Source organism: Escherichia sp. E2562 (genome assembly GCF_005781075.1).
In the GTDB taxonomy this organism is placed as follows: Bacteria; Pseudomonadota; Gammaproteobacteria; order Enterobacterales; family Enterobacteriaceae; genus Escherichia.
Map to the genome: position 1 here is coordinate 316,362 of NZ_VATM01000002.1, position 20,453 is coordinate 336,814.

Genomic DNA, 20,453 nt, shown 5'->3' on the forward strand with positions numbered 1-20,453 from the left:
GATATTTATATGTTTAAAAAAGGCTTACTTGCTCTGACTCTGGTGTTTTCACTGCCTGTTTTCGCCGTTGAACACTGGATAGATGTTCGTGTTCCAGAGCAGTATCAGCAAGAGCACGTTCAGGGGGCCATCAATATTCCCCTAAAGGAAGTGAAAGAGCGCATAGCCACCGCCGTTCCGGATAAAAACGACACCGTGAAAGTGTATTGCAACGCCGGACGCCAGTCCGGGCAGGCAAAAGAGATCCTCAACGAGATGGGATATACCCACGTTGAGAACGTCGGTGGACTGAAAGACATCGAAATGCCGAAGGTCAAAGGTTAACAAATTATTGCCTGAGCGGTGTAAATAACGCCGCTTATTCATTTGATAAATCAAAATTAACCCACATTATTATCTCCAGTATCTAATCCTTTCTACGGCTTTCTGGCACAGGACAGCAATGAAGCGACTTAAAAATGAACTTAATGCGCTGGTGAATCGGGGTGTCGACAGACATCTGCGCCTCGCTGTAACCGGACTTAGCCGCAGCGGCAAAACAGCGTTTATCACCGCGATGGTGAATCAGTTGCTCAATATTCATGCCGGAGCACGCTTGCCGCTATTATGCGCGGTGCGTGAAGAGCGCCTGCTGGGCGTAAAACGCATTCCCCAGCGTGACTTTGGTATTCCGCGCTTCACCTATGATGAAGGGCTGGCGCAGTTATATGGCGATCCTCCCGCCTGGCCGACGCCAACGCGCGGCGTCAGTGAAATCCGCCTGGCGCTACGTTTTAAATCGAATGATTCACTGCTGCGTCACTTCAAAGACACCTCCACGCTGTATCTGGAGATTGTGGATTATCCTGGCGAATGGCTGCTCGACCTGCCGATGCTGGCGCAGGATTACTTAAGTTGGTCGCGGCAGATGACGGGTTTACTCAATGGTCAGCGCGGCGAATGGTCGGCGAAATGGCGAATGATGAGCGAAGGGCTGGATCCGTTAGCGCCTGCCGACGAAAACCGACTGGCGGATATTGCCGCCGCGTGGACCGATTATCTCCACCAGTGTAAACAGCAGGGGCTGCACTTTATTCAGCCAGGGCGCTTTGTTTTGCCTGGCGATATGGCAGGAGCGCCCGCGCTGCAATTCTTCCCGTGGCCTGATGTCGATGCCTGGGGCGAGTCCAAACTGGCGCAGGCCGATAAACACACCAACGCCGGAATGCTGCGCGAGCGGTTTAATTATTACTGTGAGAAGGTGGTGAAAGGGTTCTATAAGAATCATTTTCTGCGCTTTGACCGCCAGATTGTGCTGGTGGATTGCCTGCAACCTCTCAACAGTGGGCCACAGGCATTTAATGATATGCGTCTGGCGCTGACGCAGCTGATGCAAAGTTTCCACTACGGGCAGCGTACCCTGTTCCGGCGCTTGTTCTCGCCGGTAATCGACAAACTGTTGTTTGCTGCTACTAAAGCGGACCATGTGACCATCGATCAGCACGCCAATATGGTTTCATTACTGCAACAACTGATTCAGGATGCCTGGCAAAATGCGGCGTTCGAAGGGATCAGCATGGACTGCCTGGGGCTAGCGTCAGTTCAGGCGACCACCAGCGGCATTATTGATGTTAACGGTGAGAAAATCCCGGCGCTGCGCGGTAATCGACTCAGCGATGGCGCACCGCTCACTGTTTATCCTGGCGAAGTTCCCGCACGTTTGCCCGGTCAGGCGTTCTGGGATAAGCAAGGCTTCCAGTTTGAAGCGTTTCGTCCGCAGGTGATGGATGTCGATAAACCGCTGCCGCATATTCGTCTTGATGCTGCGCTGGAATTTTTAATAGGAGATAAATTGCGATGACCGAACCGTTAAAACCACGTATTGATTTCGACGGTCCGCTGGAGGTCGATCAGAATCCAAAATTCAGGGCGCAGCAGACCTTTGACGAAAATCAGGCGCAAAATTTTGCCCCGGCAACGCTCGAAGAAGCACAGGAAGAAGAGGGGCAAGTCGAAGCGGTAATGGATGCAGCGTTACGTCCGAAACGCAGTCTGTGGCGCAAAATGGTGATGGGCGGGCTGGCGCTGTTTGGCGCAAGCGTTGTTGGTCAGGGTGTGCAGTGGACGATGAACGCCTGGCAAACTCAGGACTGGGTGGCGCTGGGCGGTTGTGCCGCTGGGGCATTGATAATCGGCGCTGGCGTGGGTTCTGTGGTAACAGAATGGCGGCGCTTATGGCGCTTGCGCCAGCGTGCACACGAACGCGACGAAGCACGCGATTTGTTGCACAGCCACGGCACGGGTAAAGGCCGCGCATTTTGCGAAAAACTGGCGCAGCAGGCGGGTATTGATCAGTCTCATCCGGCGCTGCAGCGCTGGTATGCCTCAATCCATGAAACGCAGAACGATCGTGAAGTGGTTAGTTTGTATGCTCACCTGGTCCAGCCGGTTTTAGATGCCCAGGCGCGGCGCGAAATCAGCCGATCAGCGGCGGAGTCGACGTTGATGATTGCGGTCAGCCCGCTGGCGCTGGTGGATATGGCCTTCATCGCCTGGCGTAATTTGCGCCTGATTAATCGCATCGCCACGCTGTATGGCATTGAACTGGGGTATTACAGCCGCCTGCGCCTGTTTAAACTGGTCTTGCTGAATATCGCTTTCGCGGGTGCCAGCGAACTGGTACGTGAAGTGGGGATGGACTGGATGTCGCAGGATCTCGCCGCGCGCTTGTCTACTCGCGCCGCTCAGGGAATAGGTGCCGGGTTACTGACCGCACGACTGGGGATCAAAGCTATGGAACTTTGCCGCCCGCTGCCGTGGATTGACAATGACAAACCACGTTTGGGTGATTTCCGTCGTCAGCTCATCGGTCAGGTAAAAGAGACGTTACAAAAGAGCAAAACGTCCGGCGAAAAATAGTGCACTTTCGGGCACTGATCGGATACCTTTACGCCGAAGTGCCCGTTTATCCATCGTTGTGTCAATGTTTGTTGACAGAAACCTTCCTGCTACTCGAATAGTGTCATATCATCATATTTATTGTTCTTTTTCATGTGAAGGTTCCCATGCGTCTGGAAGTCTTTTGTGAAGACCGACTCGGTCTGACCCGCGAATTGCTCGACCTACTGGTGCTAAGAGGCATCGATTTACGCGGTATTGAGATTGACCCAATCGGGCGGATTTACCTGAATTTTGCCGAACTGGATTTTGACAGTTTCAGCAGTTTGATGGCGGAAATACGCCGTATCGCGGGCGTTACCGATGTGCGCACTGTGCCGTGGATGCCTTCCGAGCGAGAACATCAGGCGTTGAGCGCATTGCTTGAAGCACTGCCTGAACCCGTGCTTTCTGTCGATATGAAAAGCAAGGTGGACATGGCAAACCCGGCGAGCTGTCAGCTATTCGGGCAAAAACTGGATCGCTTACGCAATCATACCGCTGCGCAATTGATTAACGGATTTAATTTTTTACGTTGGCTTGAGAGCGACCCGCAAGATTCACATAACGAACATGTAGTGATTAATGGACAAAATTTCCTGATGGAGATAACGCCTGTCTATCTTCAGGATGAAAACGACCAACATGTCCTGACCGGTGCGGTAGTGATGCTGCGCTCAACAATCCGTATGGGCCGTCAGTTGCAAAATGTGGCTGCCCAGGATGTCAGCGCTTTCAGTCAGATTGTCGCCATCAGTCCTAAAATGAAGCATGCGGTAGAGCAGGCGCAAAAGTTAGCAATGTTAAGCGCGCCGCTGCTGATCACGGGTGATACCGGCACGGGTAAAGATCTCTTTGCTTACGCTTGCCATCAGGCAAGCCCTCGTGCGAGCAAACCTTATCTGGCGCTGAACTGTGCTTCTATTCCAGAAGATGCTGTAGAGAGTGAACTGTTCGGACATGCGCCAGAGGGGAAAAAAGGATTCTTCGAACAGGCGAACGGCGGCTCGGTTTTGCTGGATGAGATTGGCGAGATGTCGCCGCGAATGCAGGCAAAATTATTGCGTTTTCTCAACGATGGCACTTTCCGTCGCGTTGGGGAAGACCACGAAGTGCATGTGGATGTGCGGGTAATTTGCGCGACGCAGAAGAATCTGGTCGAGCTGGTGCAAAAAGGCATGTTCCGCGAAGATCTCTATTATCGTTTGAACGTGCTGACGTTAAATCTGCCGCCGCTGCGGGACTGTCCGCAGGACATCATGCCGTTAACCGAGCTATTTGTTGCCCGATTTGCTGACGAGCAGGGAGTGCCGCGTCCGAAACTGGCCGCTGACCTGAATACCGTGCTTACACGTTATGCATGGCCGGGTAACGTGCGGCAGTTGAAAAACGCCATTTACCGCGCACTGACGCAACTGGAAGGTTATGAACTGCGTCCGCAGGATATTTTGCTGCCAGATTATGACGCTGCAACTGTGGCCGTTGGTGAAGATGCTATGGAAGGTTCGCTGGACGAAATCACCAGCCGTTTTGAACGTTCGGTATTAACCCAGCTTTATCGCAATTACCCCAGTACGCGCAAACTGGCAAAACGTTTGGGCGTTTCACACACCGCGATTGCCAATAAATTGCGGGAATATGGATTGAGTCAGAAGAAGAGCGAAGAATAAGTGGGATAAATGCCTGATGGCGCAATACCATCAGGCATAATAATTTACGCTTTCAGTACCGCGAGAGCTGCTTCGTAATCCGGCTCAGTGGTGATTTCATTGACCAACTGACTGAAGATCACATTATCATTTTCATCAATAACGACAACCGCACGAGCCGCCAGACCTTTCAGTGGGCCTTCAGCGATCTCAACGCCGTAAGCTTGCAGGAATTCAGCGTTACGGAAAGTGGAGAGAGTGATAACGTTGTTCAGACCTTCCGCGCCGCAGAAACGAGACTGAGCAAACGGCAGATCGGCGGAGATGCACAGCACAACCGTGTTGTCGATTTCGGTTGCCAGTTGGTTAAACTTACGTACTGATGCGGCGCAAACACCGGTATCAATGCTCGGGAAAATGTTCAGCACTTTGCGTTTGCCCGCAAACTGACCGAGGGTGACGTCAGACAGATCTTTTGCCACGAGAGTAAAAGTCTGCGCTTTGCTACCCGCTTGCGGGATGGAATTGGCGACTGTAACCGGGTTGCCCTGGAAATGAACGATTTGTGACATGATTATCTTTCCTGTTTACATATAGTTAACGTCACGCCTAGTTTATGCTAACTGTCAATAACACAGCAATCGCTATTTGCGCTTAATCCGCAGACCACCGCGGCAACAAGGAGTAAAGATGAGAACCGTTAAGGTATTTGAGGAAGCCTGGCCGTTACATACCCCGTTTGTTATTGCGCGAGGAAGCCGCAGTGAAGCGCGCGTGGTGGTGGTTGAACTGGAAGAAGATGGCGTCAAAGGTACGGGCGAATGTACGCCTTATCCGCGCTATGGCGAAAGTGATGCCTCAGTCATGGCGCAAATAATGAGCGTGGTCCCACAACTGGAAAAAGGGCTGACGCGCGCAGAGTTGCAAAAAGTTCTGCCTGCCGGTGCAGCGCGTAATGCGCTGGATTGTGCGCTGTGGGATCTGGCCGCAAGACAACAGCAGCAGACGCTGGCTGTACTTACCGGTATCTCTCTTCCTGAAACGATCACCACTGCGCAGACGGTAGTGATCGGTACGCCGGATCAGATGGCAGGCAGTGCCGCAGCACTATGGCAGGCTGGGGCTAAGCTGCTAAAAGTGAAGCTGGATAATCATCTTATCAGCGAGCGGATGGTGGCGATTCGCGCGGCAGTGCCGGATGCGACGTTAATTGTTGATGCTAATGAATCCTGGCGTGCGGAAGGACTGGCGGCTCGATGCCAGTTGCTGGCCGATTTAGGCGTCGCAATGCTGGAGCAACCTCTCCCGGCTCAGGACGATGCGGCGCTGGAGAATTTTATCCATCCATTGCCTATTTGCGCGGACGAAAGTTGTCATACCCGCAGCAACCTGAAGGCGCTGAAAGGGCGCTATGAGATGGTTAATATCAAGCTTGATAAAACCGGCGGCCTGACGGAAGCGTTGGCGCTGGCAACAGAAGCGCGTGCACAAGGTTTCAGCCTGATGTTGGGCTGCATGTTATGCACCTCACGCGCCATTAGCGCAGCATTACCGCTGGCGCCGCAGGTCAGCTTCGCCGATCTCGACGGGCCGACCTGGCTGGCGGTGGATGTGGAACCGGCTCTTCAGTTTACGACCGGCGAATTGCATCTTTAGGATGCCAGCGCAGTAAATTCGCCATCGCAAAAAGATATTTTTCGCTGGCTTCATCGGCGGAGATGGGGGGAAACTCAGCAGTGATACAGTGCAAGTTCAGGTCTGCACACCAACTGCCAAAGGATCCGGGGGTGTCGTAGCCGACGCTGGTTACCAGCGGCAATTCAAATGCCTGGGCCAGCCATTCACCTAATTCGCTGTGTCTGGGATCTTCAATACACGCCAGCGGATCGTGGAACGAGACGACCCAGGCGGGCTGAATGCGGTGAATGAGTTGGCATAACGCCTGGGTTTCAGGTTCGGAGCCGGGTTTATCTCCGGTCAGCAAGACAACGTCGCGCTCTTCGGCGGCACTGTTCCAGCGATAAACCGTTTCACCTTCCTTCCAGTTCGCCGCGGGAAAGTTTCGGTTTAAATCCACACCATTAGCATTGGCACGTAGACCCAACTGGCAACCGTCGGGATTCACACACAGCACCACATGATGGCGGCGCAAAGACGGTGTTAATGTGCGTAATGCGCAGGAGAGGGCGACGACGGAAGAATTCTCATCGCCGTGGGTACCAGCAAGAATCAAACCACTTTCGCTGCTGGCGGCATGGGCGGGAAACCAGAGCAGCGGCGCACCCAATAATGAACGTCCGTAATGTTCAGTTCCTGGGGGGAAAGCGCCCCGTTCGGCGCGTGGGCGAGTCACGGTCATAATCGTCTCTGACAATAGAAGTATTACAGGCAGTGTTGTGCAAATTTTGTGGATTATCAAATCCTTTTCGACAACGATATGTTATCGATCTTTTATCACTTTTTTGCCGGAAGTTATTTGCATTTCTTTAAGGAGAAACAAATAATTACGCATCAATATTAACGTCGGTTTGAGGGTAACTTATGAAGCACTCTGTTTCAGTAACTTGTTGTGCGCTGTTAGTCAGCAGCATTTCTCTTTCGTATGCTGCTGATGTTCCGAGCGGCACAGTACTGGCAGACAAGCAGGAGCTGGTGCGTCATATTAAGGATGAGCCTGCATCATTGGATCCCGCGAAAGCGGTTGGTTTGCCAGAGATTCAGGTGATTCGCGATTTGTTTGAAGGACTCGTGAATCAGAATGAAAAAGGGGAGATTGTCCCCGGCGTCGCCACCCAGTGGAAAAGCAATGACAACCGTATCTGGACCTTTACCCTGCGCGATGATGCTAAATGGGCAGATGGCACACCGGTTACCGCGCAGGATTTTGTCTATAGCTGGCAACGTCTGGTAGACCCGAAAACGTTGTCCCCATTTGCCTGGTTTGCCGCGCTGGCGGGGGTAAACAATGCTCAGGCGATTATTGATGGTAAAGCCACGCCTGACCAACTTGGCGTCACTGCCGTTGATGCCCATACCCTGAAGATCCAGCTTGATAAGCCATTGCCGTGGTTTGTTAATTTGACGGCCAACTTTGCCTTCTTCCCGGTGCAAAAAGCCAACGTTGAAAGCGGTAAAGATTGGACAAAACCAGGGAAACTTATCGGCAACGGCGCATATGTGCTTAAAGAACGCGTAGTGAATGAAAAGCTGGTGGTTGTACCGAATACCCATTATTGGGATAACGCAAAAACGGTACTGCAAAAAGTGACTTTCCTGCCGATTAACCAGGAGTCCGCTGCCACGAAACGTTATCTTGCAGGTGATATTGATATCACTGAGTCCTTCCCGAAAAATATGTATCAAAAGCTGTTGAAGGATATTCCAGGGCAGGTTTATACACCGCCGCAGCTGGGGACTTATTATTATGCCTTCAATACGCAAAAAGGTCCGACGGCAGATCAACGCGTTCGTTTGGCATTAAGTATGACGATTGACCGCCGCCTGATGACGGAAAAAGTATTAGGCACCGGTGAAAAACCAGCATGGCATTTTACGCCAGATGTTACTGCCGGATTTACGCCGGAGCCTTCGCCGTTTGAACAAATGAGTCAGGAAGAACTGAATGCGCAGGCAAAAACTTTGTTGAGCGCAGCCGGTTATGGTCCGCAAAAACCGCTGAAGCTGACGCTGTTGTATAACACTTCAGAAAACCATCAGAAAATTGCGATTGCCGTAGCGTCGATGTGGAAAAAGAATCTTGGTGTGGACGTCAAATTGCAAAATCAGGAATGGAAAACCTATATCGATAGCCGTAACACCGGTAATTTTGACGTTATCCGCGCATCATGGGTAGGGGACTATAATGAACCGTCTACCTTCCTGACGCTGTTAACGTCAACGCACTCGGGAAATATTTCACGGTTTAATAATCCGGCATACGATAAAGTGCTGGCCCAGGCATCGACTGAAAATACCGTTAAAGCGCGCAATGCCGATTACAACGCGGCAGAGAAAATTCTCATAGAACAAGCGCCTATTGCACCGATTTACCAGTATACCAATGGGCGATTAATCAAACCGTGGTTGAAAGGTTATCCAATTAATAACCCGGAAGATGTGGCGTATAGTCGCACAATGTATATTGTGAAGCATTAATATGATGTCATCTGGCGCGTTTATGCGCGCCAGATTTAACAACCCCGATAAAATACCTTCTTTTTTAAAATCCCCCCTATAAAAATCACACCCAAGATAATTATTTGAATTTTTCTGCCAATGTCCAGCATAAATAACAATCAAATATTTTATTTAAAAGGTGTATTACATACTCCCAATATAAGCTGTGCTTTACTTTTCTTTACAACGCAAGACGTATTGCGTTCCTTGTGAAAATTTTCATTCGCAAACAGACACACAGCTAAAATGGGGTGGTAAAATGAAAAAATCCTTAGCTATTCCTTTAGTTATCTCGTTATTACTCCTTCATTATCCTTCTTTAAGCCTGGCCGCAGAATCACTGCCCGATGCCACGTCGTTGGGGCTGGAAAACTTAACGAATGATCTCTCACGACAAGAATTGTTTGTAAAAATACTGGAATCGGATCCATCTCGTGATAAAGAGTTTGATTCCTTTGCGGTAAAAAAATATTTTAAATTTCCGGCTGATGTCGCTTACGATTCGGTATTGAATCAACCACGACCCAGTTCTTTATTTGGTGTGGATATCAGCCATCATAACGGTAAAAACTTCCCGATCGAACTGTTGGCAAAAAATAAGTCTGTGTTCTTGTATATGAAGTCCAGTCAAGGAACGCGTTATGTTGATCCTGAATTCGCCGGTTTTTGGCTGCGGGCTGGGGATACTGAGCGAGGGATAAAACTTCACCGTGGGGCCTACCACTTTCTTTCCAGTGGCACACCGGCAGACGACGCGGAATTGTGGGGACGCAAGCAGGCAATGACGTTTGTTAAAGTTATTAAAGCCAATGGCGGGTTAAGGGCGACAGATATGCCACCGGCGGTGGATGTTGAGTGGGATGTAGATTCATCAACAGGTAAGGACCGCTGGCAGAAGCGTAAACCCACTGAAATAATCACGATGATCAAGGCATTCACCGCGCAGGTAGAAGCCGATTTAGGGCGTAAACCGGTTATCTACACTGCGCGGGCGTGGTGGAAAGATGCCGTCGGCGGAGAAAAAAGTTTTGCCCAGGTTGCAGAACATAATCTGTGGCTGGCTGATTATTCTAATCAGGCACAGGCCAGCGAAACGCCGCGTTCAATTAACCAGACAAAATGGGCAATCTGGCAGTTTACCGATGCTGCGCAGCTTAATTTGGGATCAAGTCAGAAATTCGATGCCAGTATATACAAGGGCCCGACCGCTGAGTTTTATTCCACTCTGGGTGTGCAGGAGTTTTAAATCATGAACAGGCGATGGCCAAATTTATGTAAAACGGTCCTGGGGCTGTTAATTGCAGGAATATCACTGGGAATGACTGATGCCCGCGCAGATGACATTTGCAAAAATGGCGCAATGGTCCCTGATGAATATTGTCATTTTTTTGTCCACTATGGGCCAGAGAACCCAGGGAAACTGGATATCCGGATCAGTGATGCGTTAAAAATACCCGATCAGGATGCAGCGAAAACGCGCTCCATCGGGTTGATTATTGCAATTTCAAAATATCCACTATTACATGCAGATATTCCGGCAGCCGCGGTGGATGGCCAAAGAATGGCTGATTTTCTGATCAACGGACAGAAGTTTGATGAGGTTATTTTATTGAGAGATCAGGAAGCTTCATTAGATAATATTAATTATTTTTTAAAGGAATATTTACCTGCCAGAGGGATGATGTTTGATAAGAAAGCTCGCTTGTTAATTGCTTATTCAGGCCATGGTCGTTTTGGCACTCAAAATGGTAATTCTGATAAAGCACCTGCATTTGTATTGAGCAACGCTACGGATATTGATGGTTCAAAAGGCATGTATGAAATGCCAGCTTTGAACACACAACTTAATATTCTGGCAAAGCGTTATTTCCATGTTCTGACTTTAGTCAATGCCTGCTTTGGTTCTGGCTTGTATGGCATGACTATCGGCGCGGGTAATTCTAACTCGTACAGTAATCCTGGTGCCTATGCAATAGCTGCCGGTGATGATAAAACAGAGGTTTACTCACTGGAGGTAAAGCGCGGCAGTGTCTTTTTCGATACAATTATCAAAGGAGTAACGAATGGCGTTGCCGACGAACGTTTTGGTAAGTCGTATATGGTAAAAGTAGATGGAAAAAAGGAATACTACGCAGGAATAACCAGAACGTTGAGTTTATTTATCTATGTTAATGATCAATATTCAGATATTAATGAAAAACTGGATGAACAAGGTAAGGGATTACATTTAAGCGATGCCTGGATAGGTGCAACAGAAATGCCAGCGGGTCCAGGGGGATTCTTCTTCATCAATGAACCTGCGGCAAGTCGTCTGGATAATAAGACTCAGCTAGCTGCGGGTAAAGCAGGGGAGTTTACGAATATTGATGTAGCCTCATTCTCGATTGATAAGTCAGCCCCTGTCCCCGCAGATAATCAGGAAAATGATAATAAATCGATTGAGATTCCTTATGGCCCCGTAAGTGCAATTCCCAACCGTCCTGACATTCGTATTTTTAAAACGCCGGAAATTTACCCGATTCACGGGCATGATATTTCTTCTAACGATGGCGAAATAGACTGGAAATTATTCCAGGAAAAATCGTCTGCGCGTTTTGTGTATGCGAGAGTGGTTGGCTGGAGAGGTCCCGATTCATCATTTAAGTCTCACTGGAAACAATTAGCTGATTCCAAATTTGATCGTGGAGGTTATTTCAAATTTGATTTTTGCCGCACACCTGAGGCGCAATTGGAAACGGCAAAAAGTCTCCTGCCCGCAGAGCCGAAAATGTTACCGCCCGGCATTTTATTGGTAAATCCTGAAGGTGAAGATACAACTCAACTAAACTGCTTTAAAAAATCTGGAATGGCTAATGCACGTAATGATATTTTGCGTTTTGCCGATTTAATCTACCAAAATTATCACAAAACCCCCATATTTTATGGAAATCATAATAACCTGTCACATTTCATGGATAGTCGATTCGAGCAGTATATGGTGTGGATGGGGTATTGGGGACAAGCTGGTGTGAAGCTTGAAGGACGCAATCCCTGGACGCTTTGGCAATATTCAGGGAATGAAACGGTACCGGGGATCGGTCACAGTACGGAGTCTGAAGTTTTCTTTGGTACTGAGGAACAATATGTTCAGTTTAAAGCTGGCGAGAATAATGTCGCGCTGGCTGCTGTTAATTGAATAATAAATAAGACTGGATGGCGAATAAGCATATCGCCATCCAGTTTCTGCAGGTTATTACTTCACCTGTTCTGGTAGTGTGTTATTCTCCATATACAACGTCTGGCTGGGGAAGGCAAAATCCGCGCCATGCGACTGTACAATATCGATAATTTTCAAATATACGTCCTGCTGGGCGGCAAGCCATTCGGCCCAAACCGTGGTTTTAGTAAAACAATAAACCATAATATTTAGCGACGAATCGGCAAACTGGTTGAAATAAACCAATAGGGTTTGCTGCTGGTCGATGGCGGGATGATTTGTAAGCATTTCGCGTACCGCTTCGACAATAGCGCCCACTTTAGCCGCATCTTCATAACGTAAACCAATGGTCGTAGTAATACGACGGTTGGTCATTCGACCGGGGTTTTCAACGCTGATAGATGAAAACAGTGAGTTCGGCACGTACAGCGGACGATGATCAAATGTGGTGATTTTAGTCATTCGCCAGCCAATTTCTGCCACCGTTCCTTCGATATTTCTGTCAGGAGAACGGATCCAGTCGCCAATACTAAAGGGGCGATCAAAATAGAGCATAATGCCGGAAAAGAAGTTGCTCAGAATATCCTTACCGGCCATACCTACTGCAAGGCCACCAATACCACCAAAAGTCAGCAAGCCTGAAAGGCTCATGCCGAAATGTTCGCCATAGAGCAGAACAATGACGACGATGATGCTGATTTTGATGATCCGCGACATAATCCGTGCACTGGTAATATCGCGGCCTTTTTTAATCTGCTTCCGTTCAAACTGATTGATTAGAAGGAATAACTTGACCGTCAGGATAAGGGCTATCAGTGACGTACAGATAAAATCAACGGCGTCCGGTGTGATAAATTTGAGTTTGTAGTTTTCGATGACATAATTAATGATGCTACCAACAGCACTGATAATTATGGTGTAGATTAAAAATTGCACTGCGTGGAATAAGAATCCTTTTCTTTTATGATTTCCACGGCGAAACCAAAAGCTCATAAGAATCAATGCTGCGCAGCTACCGAAAATAATGACCAGATTAAGCGCATTATTTGTAAACAGTTCAGCGATCATTGTTTTATTAGGCTCCTCCAGATTGTTGACGTCATGCCGGAAACCCCTGGCGGGGTTATTTTATCGCGATAATTCATGCATATCATCAATAGACAGGGAAGGAAGTAGCAACATTAGCTAATTTATCAACGAGTTGATGATATGTTACGCGACAATCTATTGCTTTCAGGGCAGACAACACCAAAATGTCATGGCATTGTTACACACAAGTAACAAAGGGTTTATCTGCAAAAGGATTACATTATGATCATGGCGAAACTGAAGTCAGCGAAAGGGAGAAAGTTTCTCATAGGTTTGTTGGCGGTTTTCATTATTGCGGCGTCGGTAGTGACTCGCGCGACTATCGGTGGTGTTATTGAACAATACAATATCCCGCTGTCCGAATGGACGACATCCATGTATGTGATTCAGTCATCGATGATTTTTGTCTATAGTCTGGTCTTTACCGTGTTACTGGCAATCCCGCTGGGTATTTATTTCCTCGGTGGAGAGGAAAAGTAAGTAAAAGAAAAGGCCCGTAACTTCGGGCCTTGAAAGTAAGTGACGAACGATTAATCGTCGTCTTCGTCATCCAGTTCGACAGGTGTCTGGTATTGGTCGGGTTTAATCACCAGCAGGTCGCAGCGAAGATGATCAATCACTTGTTCCGCCGTATTGCCAAGGAATGCCGCAGAAATACCAGTGCGTCCTACGGTTCCCAGAACCACAATCCCTGCCTGTAAATGCTCCGCTAAATCGGGAATCACTTCTTCCGGTAGACCTTTTTCGACATGCGTCATTTTCTCGTCAATGCTGAATTTCTGCCGCAGGGCTTTCATCGCCAGTAAATGTTGCCCGCGAATAGCATCGTTATAAACGCTTGGATCAAATTCCGGCAGTTCAATCGCAATATTGATGGGGGTTACTGGATAAGCACCAACCAGATGTACCTCGGTGTGGTTGACCTGGTCCGCCAGTTCGATCGTCTCTTTCACCAGTTTTTCATTGAGCGCATTATGATACGGCTCTTCGCTGGCGAGATTCACCGCCACCAGTGCCTTACCCCCTTCCGGCCACGGTTGGTCTTTCACCATCCACACCGGGCTTGGGCATTTGCGTAACAGGTGCCAATCTGTTGGCGTAAAAATCACCGCTTCCAGGCGGTCATGTTGGTGCGCCATTTTTAGCACCAGATCGTGCCCACCGCTAAGTACTTCCTGAATGATGGCTTCGAAAGGACGGTTATGCCAGACCACTTTAATTTCAATGGGAACGCCAGCGTTAAGATAATATTTCGCCTGCTCGTGGATCCACGCAGTACGCTGACTAATGACGCCCTGACGCATGGCGGTCCGCTCATCCGGGGAGAGTAGGGTAGTCATCTCGTATGAGAAGTCATAAATAGGCAAAAAGGCTTTAATTTTGCCACCAATCCGTTGATGCAAATAAACAGCTCGCCGTAATGCGGGTTGATCGTCCTGATTAGGATCGATAACAACAAGCATGTTCTGATACATAGCCATACAGAGTCTCCTTACAACAACTGTCAATGCAGTTTGTATTAAAAGAGTAACCTAGATCTGGTGAATGAAACAGTGATGAACCTTCTGCCAGATCAATAAATGAGAAAAATTTAATGATATGACAGAAGGATAGTGAGTTATGCGGAAAAATCAGGCGACGTTGCGTGTATGACCGGCTAGTTGGGCCAGCGCATCGTTATTTTCGATGGTGATATATTTACCTTTGACTGCCAGCATGCCGCTTTTCTGGAAGCGCCCCAGCAGACGGCTGATGGTTTCAACTGTCAGGCCCAGATAGTTACCGATATCGCCACGAGTCATCGTCAGGCGGAATTCACGAGGGGAGAAGCCGCGTTGGGCAAAACGACGGGACAGATTATAGATAAATGCAGCCAGACGTTCTTCGGCATTTTTCTTCGACAACAGCAGGATCATGTCCTGATCGCCTTTAATTTCGCCGCTCATCAGACGCATCATTTGTTGGCGCAAATTTGGCATTTTACCGGACAGATCGTCCAGCGTTTCGAACGGAATTTCACACACCATCGAGGTTTCCAGCGCCTGGGCGAAGCTTGGATGATGACCGCTGCCTATGGCATCGAAACCCACCAGATCGCCTGCTAAATGAAAGCCAGTGATTTGCTCGTCGCCTTGCTCTGTAATGGTATAACTTTTAATCGTACCGGAGCGGATGGCATAAAGCGATTTAAGTTCATCACCAGCCTTAAACAGCGTCTGGCCTTTCTGAATAGGCTTCTTTCGCTCAATGATATTATCAAGCTGATCAAGCTCATGTTCGTTGAGTGTGAACGGGATGCAAAGCTGACTGATGCTGCAATCCTGGCAATGGATAGCACAACCGCCAGACTGAATGCGCCGTATAATTCGCTTTTCCGGGATCATAGGTCTGCTCAAGCCGTAATTGATATTTGTCAATTTTAACATCTTTTTAGGGAGCAAGTAAGTCTAAGCAAACCTTAACAGCGGAGAATTCCGATAATAGATGTAAATTTATGTCTATCTAATTGAAAAACCTTAGATTGTTAAGGGTAACTTTACGTAAAACTGTGAACACGCAGGCACAAATTGCTTAATGTTTACAGTAAAAGATAACCTTCATGGCGCAATAGCCACTCTTTTCGCTGCACTCCGCCTGCATATCCTGTCATCGTGCCGTTTCGGCCAATGACCCGGTGACAAGGCACCACAATACTGATCGGGTTTGCACCGTTGGCTGCGCCGACGGCACGCGCGGCCCCTGGGCGGCCTAGTTGTTCTGCCAGTTGACCGTAATGCATTACCTGTCCACACGGGATAGTGCGTAGCGTTTTCCATACTTCCCGTTGAAATGGCGTACCGCCGGTGGCAGTGGGTAGGGAATCAATAATGCTTAGATTACCGGCAAAATAATCACGAAGTTTATCGCTTAACCCGCCGGGATTGGTGGCGGAAATACGCTCATAACCTTCTTTGCGATAATGGATGTCCAGCAATTGCACCATGCGATCGCTATACTCTTCCCACTCAACCGCCCGCAGACGAAATTGTTCATCGCAAATAACCCACAGAGGACCCAGTGGCGTGGCAATTTTTTCTTCAAGTAATCTCAGCATCCGTTCTCTCTTAAGATAAATGTGGGTAAACCCCCGACTAATCAGCAGACCGACAAGATACCATGCAAGCAACATTAGCAGCCATACCACAAGAAGATAAGAGGGTACGGTACGACTAATGAATAGTAGGTACCTGGATTAGTTTCCGGTTTGATCGATAGCGCTGAGGTGGATTTCCGGGCTAAATGCGTCTGCTGCTTCGTTACTTCTCCCGACACCAGCGAGAATGTGGTTTTCTGCAATGCAAACAAATGAATAAAAAAATAGAGCCTGTCGACATCCGCCAGACTCTACAGTACACACAGCAGTGCATCCGCGTCTTGAATCCGGCCTGCTTCCTGTCAGCCGGTGACAGTGTTATAACGGTTTTGCCCATCAGTTGCCAATTTTCTTCAGTGACAGATTTCACGAAAATATAAGTTAAAACGTTCATCTCGTGATTGAATAATCATGCATCGTTAATCGACTGGTGAATTTAGCGGATGATTAACCTGTTCGGCGTTTAAACATATTGCAGAGTGATTTGCTGAAGTATATTTCAGGCGAAGTGCAACAAATTACCGTCATCATATATTGGTTGCTGTGATGGACAAATCGCCTTAATTAGGGCCTGTGCAGGCTCACTCCCGGCTTAAACTGTTCGATACTGCAACCAGGCTGGTATAAAATGCCCCGCCTGCGGGGACACTAGCCTGTATGGAGCAAGATGTTGCTTCAACTTGCGAAGTGAACGATACAGCAAGCATCAGATGTATGAAAAATTAACTCGTCTGGATCACGACGTGCGAAGGTACATAGGAGGTTACATGAACCTTGACGACAAATCGCTGTTTCTTGACGCCATGGAAGATGTCCAACCACTGAAACGCGCTACTGATGTCCACTGGCATCCTGTGCGTAACCAACGCGCGCCACAGCGTATAGACACGCTGCAACTTGATAATTTCCTCACCACAGGATTTCTCGACATCATCCCGCTAAATCAGCCCCTGGAATTTCGTCGGGAAGGTTTGCAACATGGGGTGATCGATAAGCTACGCAGCGGCAAATATCCGCAACAGGCTAGCCTGAATTTACTTCGCCAGTCGGTGGAAGAGTGCCGCAAAATGGTGTTTAGTTTTATTCATCAGGCGCGGGCGGATGGTTTGCGTAATGTACTTATTATTCACGGCAAAGGCAGAGAAGATAAGTCTCACGCCAACATTGTCCGTAGTTATGTCGCACGTTGGCTGACAGAGTTTGATGATGTACAGGCTTATTGCACCGCGCTACCGCATCATGGCGGCAGCGGGGCGTGTTACGTTGCACTGCGTAAAACAGCGCAGGCGAAACAAGAAAACTGGGAGCGTCACGCTAAACGCAGTCGATAATTCATTGACGCTTCCGCGCTATTGAAAATATCAAGCCGCCAGTACGCGGTTGCGTCCGTCATTTTTCGCCCGATACAACGCATCATCTACGCGTTTAAACAATTCATCGATGCCTTCATTGCCTTCGTGATGTGCCACGCCAATGCTGACCGTAAAACGCGGTAAGCCAGAAATACTCACTTTTGCCACGCTCAATCGGATAGTTTCAGCGAGAGAAATTGCGGTATCCAGCGGAGTTCTGGGTAATAACAAGACGAACTCTTCACCTCCCCATCGAAACACCATATCGCCTTTGCGAGCGCAGCTTTCGAGAGTACGTGCCAGAGTGCATAAAACTTCATCACCTTTCTGGTGACCGTACAGGTCATTAATATGCTTAAAACGATCGGTGTCGATAAGCAGCAAACTGTAATCCTGAGCGATTGCGAGATGCTGCATCTGGCCTTGCTCGGTGATGTGATAAAATTGTCGGCGGTTAAGTAACCCCGTCAACGCGTCATGGTGAGCCGCGTGTTCCAGTTGTTGTTCCAGCCTTTTTTGCTCGGTAATGTCATGCACGATGCATAACATTAACTTGTCGCCATAAATCTCAATTGGCCCGGCATAAGTTTGCACATGGCGAGTGGAACCATCTGCCAGCTTATGGACAAAGTTAAGAGGTTTATGTCCGCCGGGTAAACGCGAAATTTCATGCATGACAGGCATCACGCGACGCCCAAGAATATTAATTTCCCAGGTGTGTTTCTGACAGATTGTTTCATGGTTATAGCCATAGAAATTGAGTGCGGCCACATTGGCGTCGACAATTTGGCCATCACGCGAGGGATCTATCAACAGCATTGGCGCGGAATTAGTCAGAAAAAAACGCGCATAAAACCCTTGTTTTTTACGCTGATAATTTGCAGATCGGCTGGCTTTTAAGCCCAGACTTGCGGGTGTCTCCATCCCTTCAAATATAATCACTTCCCCAGAATCACCAATCTCTTTGAGGGTTAACCGACAGCTTAGTGCTGTCTCTTCACCATTACGCTTGACCGTGAGAATTTCTACAATATCGAGTTGGTTATGCAGGTCTACGAGATATTTTGGCAGTTCGTTTTGGGAGGAGACGGAATAGAGGCCGGTTCGTAGCTGACTAAAAGTGAGTTCTTGCATCAACAGTTGCGCAGCGCTATTGGCATAAATTAACCATTCCTCGAAGGGGGAAACGATCCAGACAGGACTGGTTAATAAGTCCAGGGTATTGAAGTTGTGCGTATTCATTGAAATCCCGTTATTTTTATCAATTTTCTATTGTTATCTGATCGCAAAAATGCCACCACAAATGATCAGATAATTCTGATAATGATAGACGCTATTTAACACTTTACCCCTTTTCTAATCATGAAAAGTATTTTGCTTTCTGTATTTAGTTTTGACAGGATTTTATTAATCATTTCAGGGTAATGGGGTGAGGAGATGTTGCGTAAGATGACCAGAAGACTAGACTACAAAATAAAGCATTGATAATGGAGGCACTGTGGAAACGATTAAGGGAGCGGACATAAATGTACCGGATGCAGTATTTGCCTGGATGTTGGATGGTAAAGGCGGCGTTAAACCGCTGGAAAATACAGATGAGATAGATGAAGAGCATCCCTGCTGGCTCCACCTTAATTATGTGCACCATGACAGCGCGCAGTGGCTGGCAACGACACCATTGCTACCAAATAACGTGCGTGACGCGCTGGCAGGGGAAAGCACGCGCCCCAGAGTCAGCCGTCTTGGTGAAGGGACGTTGATTACGTTGCGCTGCATTAATGGCAGTACTGATGAACGTCCCGACCAGCTGGTCGCCATGCGTGTTTATATGGACGGTCGGTTCATTGTCTCGACCCGACAACGTAAAGTACTGGCGTTAGACGATGTAGTTAGCGATCTGGAAGAGGGTACCGGCCCGACTGATTGCGGAGGCTGGTTGGTGGATGTGTGTGATGCATTAACCGATCACTCCAATGAGTTTATAGAGCAACTGCACGATAAAATTATCGACCTGGAAGATAATTTACTTGATCAACAAATTCCGCCGCGCGGTTTCCTGGCACTACTACGAAAACAACTCATTGTTATGCGTCGCTATATGGCGCCGCAGCGAGATGTTTATGCTCGTCTTGCCAGTGAGCGCCTGCCCTGGATGAATGACGATCAACGGCGCCGAATGCAGGATATTGCTGACCGTCTTGGGCGCGGTCTGGATGAGATTGACGCGTGCATTGCGAGAACTGGCGTGATGGCGGACGAAATCGCCCAAGTGATGCAGGAAAATTTAGCCCGCCGTACTTACACAATGTCATTGATGGCAATGGTCTTTTTACCCAGTACATTTTTAACCGGGTTATTTGGCGTTAACCTCGGCGGTATTCCAGGTGGAGGATGGCAATTTGGTTTTTCGCTTTTTTGTATTCTGTTAGTTGTTCTTATTGGTGGTGTTGCTTTATGGTTGCATCGTAGTAAATGGTTGTAACAAAAGCAATTTCCCCGGGTTTCTGTATACAAAAACGCCGTAAAGTTTGAGCGAGGTCAATAAACTCTCTACCCAATCAGGGCAATATCTTTCACGCAGGTGAATGCAACGTCAAGCGATGGGCGTTGCGCTCCATATTGTCTTACTTCCTTTTTTGAATTACTGCATAGCACAATTGATTCGTACGACGCCGACTTAGATAAGTCGGCTTTTTTTTGTCTGTTATCTGTCAACGTCTACCCTTTAAGAGTCTACCCAATGACCAAAGGGAAATATGATGACACTCATTTATTTGCAAATTCCTGTCCCTGAACCGATTCCTGGCGATCCCGTACCAGTCCCCGATCCAATCCCTCGTCCACAACCTATGCCCGACCCGCCGCCCGATGAAGAACCGATTAAATTGTCGCAACGTGAGCGTAGATCTGCGAGGATACGCGCCTGCTAACTTTGCGCTGAT

Annotated in this window: 19 protein-coding genes and 1 pseudogene; 12 read left to right on the forward strand and 8 right to left on the reverse strand. The window is 48.2% G+C overall.

From position 1 onward, the window contains the following. Nucleotides 1–9: 9 nt before the first annotated feature. The 4 genes from pspE to tyrR all read left to right on the forward strand — a co-directional run bounded on the left by pspE (nucleotide 10) and on the right by tyrR (nucleotide 4,586). Nucleotides 10–324: a thiosulfate sulfurtransferase PspE gene (gene pspE / locus FEK43_RS03340; protein ID WP_135406505.1), complete on the forward strand. Its 315-nt coding sequence runs from the start codon at nucleotides 10–12 to the stop codon at nucleotides 322–324. A 118-nt stretch (nucleotides 325–442) separates the two neighbouring features. After that, on the forward strand, nucleotides 443–1,840 hold the full coding sequence (locus FEK43_RS03345; RefSeq protein ID WP_135406507.1) for a YcjX family protein: 1,398 nt from the start codon (nucleotides 443–445) through the stop codon (nucleotides 1,838–1,840). Next, nucleotides 1,837–2,898: a YcjF family protein gene (locus FEK43_RS03350; protein WP_130208789.1), complete on the forward strand. Its 1,062-nt coding sequence runs from the start codon at nucleotides 1,837–1,839 to the stop codon at nucleotides 2,896–2,898. Before FEK43_RS03345 ends, FEK43_RS03350 begins: the two co-directional genes overlap by 4 nt. A 146-nt stretch (nucleotides 2,899–3,044) precedes the next feature. After that, nucleotides 3,045–4,586, forward strand: a complete 1,542-nt coding sequence (tyrR, locus tag FEK43_RS03355; RefSeq protein WP_130208787.1) for a transcriptional regulator TyrR — start codon at nucleotides 3,045–3,047, stop codon at nucleotides 4,584–4,586. Nucleotides 4,587–4,630: 44 nt separating this feature from the next. On the opposite strand, the gene tpx is transcribed toward tyrR, so the two are convergent. After that, nucleotides 4,631–5,137 carry a thiol peroxidase gene (tpx, locus tag FEK43_RS03360; protein ID WP_064527317.1) on the reverse strand — a complete coding sequence of 169 codons (507 nt, stop codon included), beginning with the start codon at nucleotides 5,135–5,137 and terminating at the stop codon, nucleotides 4,631–4,633. Between the two features lie 118 nt (nucleotides 5,138–5,255). Here tpx and ycjG point away from each other — a divergent pair, with 118 nt between their 5' ends. Next, entirely contained in the window at nucleotides 5,256–6,221 is a 966-nt protein-coding gene (gene ycjG, locus FEK43_RS03365; RefSeq protein WP_130208785.1) for an L-Ala-D/L-Glu epimerase, read from the forward strand. Here the strand turns inward: ycjG and mpaA are convergent. Beyond that, nucleotides 6,196–6,924, reverse strand: a complete 729-nt coding sequence (mpaA, locus tag FEK43_RS03370; protein WP_064527321.1) for a murein tripeptide amidase MpaA — start codon at nucleotides 6,922–6,924, stop codon at nucleotides 6,196–6,198. The two genes, ycjG and mpaA, sit on opposite strands and share 26 nt — an antisense overlap. Before the next feature lie 182 nt (nucleotides 6,925–7,106). Here mpaA and mppA point away from each other — a divergent pair, with 182 nt between their 5' ends. The 3 genes from mppA to FEK43_RS03385 all read left to right on the forward strand — a co-directional run bounded on the left by mppA (nucleotide 7,107) and on the right by FEK43_RS03385 (nucleotide 11,916). After that, nucleotides 7,107–8,720: a murein tripeptide ABC transporter substrate-binding protein MppA gene (mppA, locus tag FEK43_RS03375; protein WP_135406509.1), complete on the forward strand. Its 1,614-nt coding sequence runs from the start codon at nucleotides 7,107–7,109 to the stop codon at nucleotides 8,718–8,720. A 280-nt stretch (nucleotides 8,721–9,000) separates the two neighbouring features. After that, nucleotides 9,001–9,987, forward strand: a complete 987-nt coding sequence (locus tag FEK43_RS03380) for a GH25 family lysozyme (protein WP_130260934.1) — start codon at nucleotides 9,001–9,003, stop codon at nucleotides 9,985–9,987. A 3-nt stretch (nucleotides 9,988–9,990) separates the two neighbouring features. Next, nucleotides 9,991–11,916: a GH25 family lysozyme gene (locus FEK43_RS03385; protein WP_135406510.1), complete on the forward strand. Its 1,926-nt coding sequence runs from the start codon at nucleotides 9,991–9,993 to the stop codon at nucleotides 11,914–11,916. Between the two features lie 57 nt (nucleotides 11,917–11,973). Here FEK43_RS03385 and ynaI read toward each other — a convergent pair whose 3' ends face one another. Next, nucleotides 11,974–13,005, reverse strand: coding sequence for a low conductance mechanosensitive channel YnaI (gene ynaI / locus FEK43_RS03390; RefSeq protein ID WP_130208775.1), 1,032 nt, complete (start codon nucleotides 13,003–13,005; stop codon nucleotides 11,974–11,976). A 243-nt stretch (nucleotides 13,006–13,248) separates the two neighbouring features. Here ynaI and FEK43_RS03395 point away from each other — a divergent pair, with 243 nt between their 5' ends. Continuing rightward, nucleotides 13,249–13,506, forward strand: a complete 258-nt coding sequence (locus FEK43_RS03395) for a DUF2534 family protein (RefSeq protein WP_130208773.1) — start codon at nucleotides 13,249–13,251, stop codon at nucleotides 13,504–13,506. 50 nt (nucleotides 13,507–13,556) lie between these two features. Here the strand turns inward: FEK43_RS03395 and uspE are convergent, their stop codons facing one another. The 4 genes and pseudogenes from uspE to FEK43_RS22805 form a co-directional block, all read right to left on the reverse strand. Continuing rightward, nucleotides 13,557–14,507, reverse strand: a complete 951-nt coding sequence (gene uspE, locus FEK43_RS03400; protein WP_130208771.1) for a universal stress protein UspE — start codon at nucleotides 14,505–14,507, stop codon at nucleotides 13,557–13,559. Between the two features lie 150 nt (nucleotides 14,508–14,657). Continuing rightward, complete coding sequence (gene fnr / locus FEK43_RS03405; protein WP_000611911.1) at nucleotides 14,658–15,410, reverse strand: fumarate/nitrate reduction transcriptional regulator Fnr; 753 nt, start codon at nucleotides 15,408–15,410, stop codon at nucleotides 14,658–14,660. Between the two features lie 194 nt (nucleotides 15,411–15,604). Continuing rightward, entirely contained in the window at nucleotides 15,605–16,120 is a 516-nt protein-coding gene (gene ogt, locus FEK43_RS03410; RefSeq protein WP_130208908.1) for a methylated-DNA--[protein]-cysteine S-methyltransferase, read from the reverse strand. A 10-nt stretch (nucleotides 16,121–16,130) separates the two neighbouring features. Continuing rightward, nucleotides 16,131–16,272, reverse strand: a pseudogene (locus tag FEK43_RS22805) (AbgT family transporter); the annotation flags it as partial. Nucleotides 16,273–16,926: 654 nt separating this feature from the next. Here FEK43_RS22805 and smrA point away from each other — a divergent pair. Then, a complete protein-coding gene (gene smrA / locus FEK43_RS03415) occupies nucleotides 16,927–17,490 on the forward strand; it encodes a DNA endonuclease SmrA (RefSeq protein ID WP_130208769.1) in 564 nt (187 codons plus the stop codon). Between the two features lie 30 nt (nucleotides 17,491–17,520). On the opposite strand, the gene FEK43_RS03420 is transcribed toward smrA, so the two are convergent. Further along, entirely contained in the window at nucleotides 17,521–18,753 is a 1,233-nt protein-coding gene (locus FEK43_RS03420; protein ID WP_135406512.1) for a sensor domain-containing diguanylate cyclase, read from the reverse strand. Nucleotides 18,754–19,009: 256 nt separating this feature from the next. Between FEK43_RS03420 and zntB the strand changes: the two genes are divergently transcribed. Next, nucleotides 19,010–19,993, forward strand: coding sequence for a zinc transporter ZntB (gene zntB / locus FEK43_RS03425; RefSeq protein WP_130208765.1), 984 nt, complete (start codon nucleotides 19,010–19,012; stop codon nucleotides 19,991–19,993). Between the two features lie 274 nt (nucleotides 19,994–20,267). Next, nucleotides 20,268–20,441 (forward strand): protein YnaL, encoded by a 174-nt coding sequence (ynaL, locus tag FEK43_RS23305; protein WP_276319618.1) that lies wholly within the window; start codon nucleotides 20,268–20,270, stop codon nucleotides 20,439–20,441. The last annotated feature ends 12 nt before the right edge of the window (nucleotides 20,442–20,453 follow it).